Below are 609 nucleotides of genomic sequence, written 5' to 3' on the forward strand. Positions count from 1 at the left end.
AAAGTCGCAATCTTAAACTTTCATAATTTTCGAAGCATAATAATAATAGATTATCTAAATTGCTGTAAATTAGATAAACAGAACAAAATGAGTAGAAAATATAAGTTTTATAACAAAGAGGGACTATATTTTGTCAGCTTTGCAACTGTGTATTGGATTGATGTTTTTGTTAGGGTACAATATTTTAACATTTTGATAGAGAGTTTAGATTATTGTAGAAAGAATAAAGGTATGGAAGTTTATTGTTGGTGCATAATGCCTAGCCATGTACATTTAATATTTAGCGCAAAAAATAATAATCCAGGCGATGTACTACGCGATTTTAAAGTACACACATCCAAAAAACTTCAGAAGGAGATTACTGAAAATATACAAGAAAGCAGAAAAGAGTGGCTGCTTTGGATGTTTAAACGAGCAGGAGAAAAAAACAGTAATATAACACCTGTCTTCCGCACTGGGACACCCAGTTTCAAAAGTTGAATAATTGGCTTAAGTATTTCTGCTCTTCATTCAAGATTAAAGTTTGCTCGACCACTTCATTATTTAATGGATTAAGAACCTTCAATGAATAAATAGTTTTTGCAATTTCAATCGCTTTCTCTGGACTAA

At 31.0% G+C, this 609-nt stretch carries 1 protein-coding gene; it reads left to right on the forward strand.

Going from position 1 to position 609, the window contains the following annotated elements; genetic code table 11:
* On the forward strand, window positions 1-480 hold a 480-nt coding region (locus AW17_RS23415), incomplete at its 5' end, for a transposase (protein WP_245235134.1).
* Window positions 481-609 lie beyond the last annotated feature (129 nt).

It is taken from the genome of Pedobacter borealis DSM 19626 (genome assembly GCF_000708285.2).
In the GTDB taxonomy this organism is placed as follows: domain Bacteria; phylum Bacteroidota; class Bacteroidia; order Sphingobacteriales; family Sphingobacteriaceae; genus Pedobacter; species Pedobacter borealis.